This is a genomic window from Cryobacterium sp. Hh7 (genome assembly GCF_004403155.1).
GTDB classification, from domain to species: domain Bacteria; phylum Actinomycetota; class Actinomycetes; order Actinomycetales; family Microbacteriaceae; genus Cryobacterium; species Cryobacterium levicorallinum.
Map to the genome: position 1 here is coordinate 231,876 of NZ_SOHG01000064.1, position 6,792 is coordinate 238,667.

Here is a 6,792-nt window from a genome sequence, read left to right on the forward strand (position 1 = left end):
TAATTGTCGAGTGCGACGGTCGTGCTGTTTGTGACCTGTGTAAAAACGTATCGGCGCCCGGCCGGGCGATGGTCGCTTTGAACTGCACGTTCGTGCAGATTGTCGGCAATCCCCGGCCCGGCCGAACGCGTCAGACGACGCGAATGGGAGTCTGGCTGACCGGGGCCAGCGTGACCCCGTGCACGTCGCTCAGGATGCTGCGGGCCAGCTCGATCTCTTCGGCCAGCCGCCCAGCATCCCACCCCAAAACCGGGGCGACGACACCGCTGAGCTCCTCGATCAGCGGCGTGGTGACCGATCCGACGAAGGCCATGCTGGTGCGACGCAGCAGCACGTCGATCAGCCGCACGACACTCTCGGTGGAGGCCAAAAACTCGATCTCGCGCCGGCTGTAGGCGGGGTTGTGTACGAGCGGGGCATCCGCTGGAGCGGTCGGGTCGGTGAGAAAGTCGATGACCTCGCTCGCGCGGGTGCCGTACCGGGCGAGCAGGGCTGCGGCGCGGTCTGCGCCCACCTCGTCACCGTGGGCGGTGACCCAGACCTGGTGGGCGGCATCCGTTGCGGGGAAGTTGCGGCCGCCGCCGATGGCCAGGCCCTCGGTGGAGACGGTGCGCGGCAAGCCGAGCAGCTTCAGGATGTCGGTGCTCAGGTGCTCGGCCAGGGCGCGGAAGGTGGTCCATTTGCCGCCGACCAGGCTGAGCAGGGTGCCGTCTTCGGTACCGGCGCGGGGCAGCGGACGCGACTCGATGCGGTAGTCGCGGGAGACGAATCCGGGGGCCTCTTCGTCGTGGCGCGGGAGCGGGCGTACGCCGGCGAAGCGGAACACGATGTGCGAACGGTCGACCTGCACGGTTGGGAAAACGTGCGCGACCAGGTCGAAGAAGTAGTCGATCTCGTCTTCGGTGCAGCGAATCGGCTTGCTCATGTCGTGTTCGAGGTCGGTGGTGCCGACCAGAACGCGGCCCTTGAGCGGGTAGATCAGCACGATGCGGCCGTCTTCGTGTTCGAAGAAAATCTCGCGGCCACCGGTCGCCGCGAGCAGCTCCGGGTTGTCGAGGACGATATGGGAGCCCTTGGTGCCGCCCATGAACGTGCTCGGCTGCCCGAGAGCGGTGTTGGTCAGGTCGGTCCAGGGCCCGCTCGTGTTGACGACGACATCCGCTGTGAAGGTGAACTCTTCGCCGGTGATGCTGTTGCGCAGCAGCACGCCGTTCTCACTCATGCCCGCGGCTTCGACGTAGTTGGCGGCGCGAGCATGCGGGCCAGCGTCGAGGCCGTCGCGCAGCACGTCGAGGGCGAGGCGCTCAGGGTCGTGCATCGCGGCGTCGTAGTACGTTGCCGTGTACTTGAGGCCGGGGTTCAGCAGCGGCAGAGCGGAAAGCGCCTGACTGCGACCCTTGAACTCGTGACGCGGCACCGCACCGCCGTCGCGGGAGAAGGCGTCGTAGATCATCATGCCGAGTTTGATCAGCAGGGCGCCACGCTCAACGTGCTTGGAACCCTGCTTGTGGGTGAGGAAACGCAGCGGCGCGGCCATCACTCCGGAGAAGGTGGAGAAGATGGGGATGGTGGTCTGCAGCGGCTTGACGTAGTGCGGCGCGATCTTGATCAGGCCGTTGCGCTCGGTCACCGACTCCTTGACCAGGCGAAACTCGCCGTTTTCGAGGTAGCGCACCCCGCCGTGGATCATGTGCGAGCTCGCCGACGAGGCGCCGGAGACGAAGTCGTTCTTCTCGACGATGACCACGTCGACGCCCTGCAGGGCTAGATCGCGGAAGGTTGCGATGCCATTGATGCCGGCGCCGATAATGAGCACCTGGGCGTTGGGACGATCGTTGAGTGCTGACGAAGTCTGTGAGTTTAAGAACGACATTGTTGTCACCTCTGTCTCGGGCTTGCATTGCGGCAAGCCATGTGGATACATTCATTCTGACAGTCCGACACAATTTCTCAACCGGATTGAACATACGTGCAAGGAGCCGTTGTGACCCTCGACATTGATCCCGTGCAGTCCGATCGCAGCCGCGACGCCCTCACCGCGGCGCACCTGTATTACATGCAGGACCTCACCATGGATGCCATCGCTCGGGAGCTGCACACCTCCCGATCCTCCGTCTCTCGCCTGCTCAGCCATGCTCGGGAGACCGGCTTGGTCGACATCCAAATCAAGTCGCCATTGGATGCCCCGAGTCACCTCGAGCAGCAGCTCGAGGCTCGATTTCAGATCACCGCGCACGTCGTTCCGGTGCCAGACAGCGCGAGCGACGTCGATCGCCTCGAGCGCGTAGCCCTGTCTGTTGCACGGATTCTCGGTCAATACTTCGACTCGAACATGACCATGGGCATCGCCTGGGGCTCCACTATGAACGCGATCAGCCGACACGTGACGCCCAAACAAACCCACAACTCGCAGATCGTGCAGCTCAACGGTGCTGGAAACATGCGCACGACCGGCCTCGGCTACGCGAGTGAAATTCTCGGACGCTTCGGCACGGCGTTCGGCGCACACATTCAACAGTTTCCGGTGCCGGCGTTCTTCGACGACCCGGCCACCAAGAAGGCGCTGTGGCGGGAGCGCAGTATAAGCCGCCTGATCGACATGCAAGCCATCATGGATATCGCCCTGTTCGGCCTCGGCTCTCCGTTTTCCGGTGTGATCAGCCGTGTCTACGCCGGTGGCTACCTGGAGAAAGCCGAATTCGATGCACTCAGCGCCGCCCAGGTGGTCGGCGACGTGGCCACCGTGTTTTACCGCGCCGACGGTTCGACCGACGGCATTGCTCTGAACGAGCGTTCAACCGGCCCGGACTTCACCGTATTGCGCCGCACTCCGCGCCGCATCTGCGTCGTGGCCGGCCGCTCCAAGCTCGCGAGCCTACGCGGGGCCCTCGCCGCCCGGCTGATCACCGACCTGTTCGTCGACGAGAGCACGGCCCGGGCCCTGGTCGAGGCCTCCTAAGCCCCTGACCGGAACAGCGGATGTCGCCGGGAATAGTACCGCGCGCGGACTGTTGCACTATAACTAGAAGTAGTACACGTGCTCCGGGGTCGGTGTAATTCCGAACCGGCGGTTAAAGTCCGCGACCCGTTAGCCCCTCGAGAGAGAGGCGAAACGGTTGAGCTGGTGAAACTCCAGCACCGACGGTCAAAGTCCGGACGGGAGGCGCACGAGTCGGTTGGCCCCTACGGTCGACCGGCGGGTTTGTGCAGGTCTGCACACCCATACCCCCGGAGCTCGTCCAATACGGATGAGGGCGGGATGACCAACAACGCGGCAGTGCACACCCTGCACAGCGCCATGCGTCGCGCGCTCGAACTTGCAGCCCAGGGCCCGTCCACCGGCGTCAACCCCCGGGTCGGCTGCGTCATTGTGAACGCTGAGGGCGACACCCTCGCCGAAGGCTGGCACCGCGGAGCCGGCAGCAAGCACGCCGAGGTCGACGCGCTGTCCCAGCTCGCCCCCGGCGCTGCGCGCGGCAGCACCGTCGTGGTCACTCTGGAACCCTGCAACCATGTCGGCCGCACGGGACCCTGCGCCGAGGCCCTGATCGAGGCCGGCGTCGCTCGCGTCGTTTACTCGGTGACCGACTCCGGCGAACGTTCCTGCGGCGGAGCCGACCGGCTGCGCGCTGCCGGAGTTGACGTGCAGGGCGGCCTGCTCGTGGCGGAGGGCGAAGAGTCCCTGGGCGACTGGCTCGTTGCCGCCCGCCTCGGGCGCCCGTTCGTCACGCTCAAGTGGGCGTCGAGCCTCGACGGTCGTGCGGCAGCGGCCGACGGCTCCAGCCGTTGGATCACCGGCGGCGCAGCCCGCGTCGACGTGCACCAACGGCGTGGTGCCGCCGCCGCGATCCTGGTCGGCACCGGGACCGTGCTCGCCGACGATCCGGCCCTGACCGCGCGCGACGCCGATGGCGCGCTGCTCACGCAGCAACCGGTGCCCGTGGTGCTGGGCCGACGTCCGCTGCCGGCATCCACTGCCCTGTTCAACCACCCGCAGTCACCGCTGTTTTTCGACGGACGCGACCTTCCCGGCGTTCTCGCCGACCTGCACGGCCGAGGTCTGCGCAGCGTGTTCATCGAGGGTGGACCGACCGTGGCGAGCGCCTTCGTCGCCGCCGGCCTGGTCGACGAATACCTCATCTACCTGGCTCCGACGCTCATCGGCGGCTCCCGGCTGGCCCTCACCGACATCGGTGTGGCCGCGATCGGTGAGCAGCGCCGCCTCGCCATTCTTTCCCTCGACCGCCTCGGTGACGATGTTCTCATCGTCGCCCGACCGCAGACCAACTAAGGAACCCATGTTCACCGGAATCATCGAGGAGCTCGGCCAAATCGAGCGCATCGAGCAGACAGCGGATGCCGCCCGCCTCACCATCCGCGGCCCGCTCGTGATCGACGGCGCGCTGCGAGGCGACTCCATCGCCGTGCAGGGCGTCTGTCTCACCGTGGTCGAGCGCACCGCCGAAACCTTCACCGCCGACGTGATGGCGCAGACCCTGTCGATGTCGACACTGTCCGCGGCCCTCGTCGGCTCCCCGGTCAACCTCGAACGCGCCGCCCTCGTCGGTGGACGCCTCGGCGGCCACATCGTGCAGGGCCACATTGACGGCACCAGCACGGTGCTTAGCCTCACGCCCGGTGATGCCTGGCGAGTGCTGCGGTTCAGCCTCAGCGCCGAACTCGCGCCGCTCGTCGTCGGCAAGGGTTCGATCGCCATCGACGGCGTCTCCCTCACGGTGAGCAACATCAGCCCCGCCACCGAGACGGATCAGTGGTTTGAGGTGTCGCTCATTCCCGAGACCCTCACGGTGACCACCCTCGGCGAGCGCGCCGTCGGTGACCGAGTCAACATTGAGACGGACATTCTGGCCCGCCACGTTGAACGGATGCTCGCCCTCACGGCGACCCACAATTCCCAGCACGTCACCACCCCAAGGAGCGCATCATGAGCCTCGCCGATATTCCCTCCGCACTCGACGCCCTACGCCTCGGTCGACCGGTCATCGTCGCCGACGACGAGGGCCGCGAAAACGAGGGAGACGTCATTATCTCGGCCCAGCTCGCCACGCAGGAGTGGATCGCCTGGACCGTGCGCTACTCTTCCGGCTTCATCTGCGCGCCGATGACGAATGAGATCGCTGACCAGCTCGACCTGCCGGTGATGGTCTTGAACAACGAAGACCCGCTCGGTACCAACTACACCGTGAGCGTCGACGCGGCCGATCGGCTGTCAACCGGGATCAGCGCCGCCGACCGGGCCCACACCCTGCGAGTTCTGGCCGATCCGGCGTCGGCACCGGCCAGCCTGCACCGCCCCGGCCACATCCTGCCGCTGCGCGCCCGCGACGGCGGCGTGCGCGAGCGCAGCGGCCACACCGAAGCCGGCGTCGACCTGATGAAACTAGCCGGTCTGGTTCCGGTCGCGGCGATCGCTGAGATCGTCGCCGAAGACGGCGAGATGATGCGACTGCCCGGCCTGCTCGAACTCGGCGAGCGCGAGGGGCTGCACGTCATCACGATTAAAGACCTGATCAGCTACCTCGACGAGTTCCACCCCAACGCAGCACTGCCGACGATCGCGCCACTGATCGAGGCGCCGCGGGTCGACTTCGAGGTGGAGACCACCATCCCCACCCGGCACGGCCTCTTTCGGGTGCGCGCCTACCGAGACCGTTCCACGGGCGCCGACCACGTCGCCTTCGTCGCCGGCAACCCGGCCAATGGCGCCATCGTGCGGGTTCACTCCGAGTGCCTCACCGGCGAAGCGTTCGGCTCACTCAAGTGCGAGTGCGGACCACAGCTCGACGCCTCACTCGACATCATCCAGGAGGAAGGCGGCGTGGTCGTCTACCTGCGCGGCCAGGAGGGGCGCGGCATCGGCCTTATCAATAAGCTGCGCGCCTACGAGCTGCAGGAAGACGGCCTCGACACCCTCGACGCCAACGTGGCGCTGGGTCTGCCCGTCGATAGCCGCGAGTACGGCGCGGCCACCAGCATCCTGCACGAACTGGGGTTGAGTTCGGTGCGGCTGCTCACCAACAACCCCGAGAAGGTACGTCAACTCGAACTGCACGGCGTCGCTGTGACCGAGCGCGTGCCACTCGTCGTGGGGATCGGCGAATACAACGAGGAATACCTCGCCACCAAGCGCGACCGCATGGGGCACCACATCACCGACACCGAAATCATGAACGGAATCGCCTAATGGCCGGAACAGGACCCACCCTCAGCGTTGACGGCTCCGGCCTGCGCGTCGTCATCGTCGCGGGTCTCTGGCACGACGTGATCACCGACGGCCTCATCGCCGGCGCAACCCGCGTGCTCGAAGCGAGCGGAGCTTCCTGGTCGCTCGTGCGCGTCCCGGGCAGCTTCGAACTGCCCGTTGCCTGCAAGGTCGCGCTCGAAAACGGGGCCGACGCGGCCGTCGCCCTCGGCGTGATCATCCGGGGCGGCACTCCACACTTTGAGTTCGTCTCCAATGCGGCAACGGATGGTCTCACTCGCGTTGCGCTCGACACCGGCAAGCCCGTGGGCTTCGGCGTGCTGACCCTCGACGACGAACAGCAGGGCCTCGACCGGGCCGGACTGCCCGGATCGAAGGAAGACAAGGGCGAGGAGGCGGCATCCGCTGCCCTGGCCACCGCAATTCTGCTACGCGAGCTGCGCAGCTAGCTTGTAGCGCATCGTCGTCACCTAGGAGTCTGCTGAACAACTTTGGGTGTGGTTTCGCCTTTTTAAGGCGCGCCTGCCGGGGGTTGGCTCGTGGTCGTTAAGACTGGGGTGATGCAGGGT

Annotated in this window: 6 protein-coding genes and 1 riboswitch; of the genes, 5 read left to right on the top strand and 1 reads right to left on the bottom strand. The window is 66.3% G+C overall.

The genetic code is table 11. The features are described from left to right. Positions 1-130: 130 nt before the first annotated feature. Positions 131-1,873, bottom strand: a complete 1,743-nt coding sequence (locus E3T43_RS17545) for a glycerol-3-phosphate dehydrogenase/oxidase (RefSeq protein WP_134473353.1) — start codon at positions 1,871-1,873, stop codon at positions 131-133. Between the two features lie 111 nt (positions 1,874-1,984). On the opposite strand from E3T43_RS17545, the gene E3T43_RS17550 reads away from it, so the two are divergent. From E3T43_RS17550 to ribH, 5 genes are all read left to right on the top strand, one after another. Next, the gene (locus tag E3T43_RS17550) at positions 1,985-2,959 is read left to right on the top strand and encodes a sugar-binding transcriptional regulator (protein WP_370450001.1); all 975 of its coding nucleotides are present in this window, start codon (positions 1,985-1,987) and stop codon (positions 2,957-2,959) included. A gap of 75 nt (positions 2,960-3,034) precedes the next feature. After that, positions 3,035-3,172: riboswitch (FMN riboswitch) on the top strand. Positions 3,173-3,259: 87 nt separating this feature from the next. After that, the gene (ribD, locus tag E3T43_RS17555; RefSeq protein ID WP_241979068.1) at positions 3,260-4,291 is read left to right on the top strand and encodes a bifunctional diaminohydroxyphosphoribosylaminopyrimidine deaminase/5-amino-6-(5-phosphoribosylamino)uracil reductase RibD; all 1,032 of its coding nucleotides are present in this window, start codon (positions 3,260-3,262) and stop codon (positions 4,289-4,291) included. A 7-nt stretch (positions 4,292-4,298) separates the two neighbouring features. Continuing rightward, positions 4,299-4,949 (top strand): riboflavin synthase, encoded by a 651-nt coding sequence (locus E3T43_RS17560; protein ID WP_134443490.1) that lies wholly within the window; start codon positions 4,299-4,301, stop codon positions 4,947-4,949. Further along, on the top strand, positions 4,946-6,205 hold the full coding sequence (gene ribA / locus E3T43_RS17565; RefSeq protein WP_134443489.1) for a GTP cyclohydrolase II: 1,260 nt from the start codon (positions 4,946-4,948) through the stop codon (positions 6,203-6,205). The genes E3T43_RS17560 and ribA overlap by 4 nt, the downstream gene beginning before the upstream one ends. Next, entirely contained in the window at positions 6,205-6,672 is a 468-nt protein-coding gene (gene ribH, locus E3T43_RS17570) for a 6,7-dimethyl-8-ribityllumazine synthase (RefSeq protein WP_134443488.1), read from the top strand. The genes ribA and ribH overlap by 1 nt, the downstream gene beginning before the upstream one ends. Positions 6,673-6,792: the final 120 nt, after the last annotated feature.